This window comes from Bartonella sp. AP57NXGY, from assembly GCF_042195805.1.
Lineage (GTDB): Bacteria > Pseudomonadota > Alphaproteobacteria > Rhizobiales > Rhizobiaceae > Bartonella.
In genome coordinates, this window is record NZ_JBHIOZ010000368.1 from 1 (window position 1) to 1,036 (window position 1,036).

The following is a 1,036-nucleotide window of genomic DNA, read 5'->3' on the forward strand; positions in this document are numbered from 1 at the left end:
GGCTTTGGGTATTTTGCTCTGGTTCAATGGCGCAAACATTAACTTGGGATACAGGGGCGATGACTGTTTGGGCAATGCGCATGCCCCGTTGGATTGAAAAGTCTTCTTGGCCTAAATTGATAAGAAGGACTTTGACTTCACCACGGTAGTCACTATCAATCGTTCCTGGAGTGTTGAGGCATGTGATGCCGTGTTTTAAGGCTAAGCCAGAGCGTGGACGTATTTGTGCTTCAAACCCAAGGGATAAATGAAAAATGAGACCTGTTGGAATAAGAGCACGCTGCCCAGGGGCAAGAACAAGCGTTTCTTCTTCTCCAATTGCTGCCCGTAGATCAAGACCCGCAGAACCTGCTGTCGCGTAGCAAGGAAGTTCTAAACCTTGTCCGTGTGCAAGACGCTGAACAAATAAAGTCTGGGCATGTGAAGATTGAGAAGAGACAGGATGATTGTTTAAAGGGGCGTTGGTTTCAGTGTGCGACATGATCGAGGCATTTCCAAAATATGAGGTCTAGAAGAAAATGATACTTTAACAAAAGATATCTATAAAACCAAGTCGATAAAGGTGTGTGGATATAGGTTGTCCCCAGAGCTTGCTTATCATCTTTGGCTGACCTAAAATATTCTACAACACCACCTAACATCATCAATGGCATCATCAAGGATGGCTTATGCCTAGGGGCATGCGCTTATTTGAGATCTAAATTATGGTTACAGATAAGATTTTTTAGATACTACCGATAAGTATACCCGTGGCAAAAACCAGAGCTCCCCCAATGATAACCTGTAAAGAAGCGCGCCAAAAGGGAGTTGACATGAATTTGTTCTGAATCCAGACGATGGCGCCTAGTTCGAAAAAAACAATGATAAAAGCAATAATTGTCGCTACATAAAAAGAGTTGATTAAATAGGGAAGCGTATGGCCTAATCCTCCTAATGTGGTCATAATGCCGCTGGCAAGGCCTCTTTTTAATGGCGAACCACGCCCTGATAATTTTCCGTCATCATGGGCTGCTTCTGTGAAACCCATTGAAAGTCC

General features: G+C 43.7%; 2 protein-coding genes. Both read right to left on the minus strand.

Features of this window, described 5'->3' with window-relative positions:
* A partial coding sequence (gene dut / locus ACFIL8_RS10900; RefSeq protein ID WP_375689797.1) for a dUTP diphosphatase occupies positions 1-481 on the minus strand: 481 nt, incomplete at its 3' end.
* Between the two features lie 243 nt (positions 482-724).
* A partial coding sequence (locus ACFIL8_RS10905) for a VIT1/CCC1 transporter family protein (protein WP_375689799.1) occupies positions 725-1,036 on the minus strand: 312 nt, incomplete at its 5' end.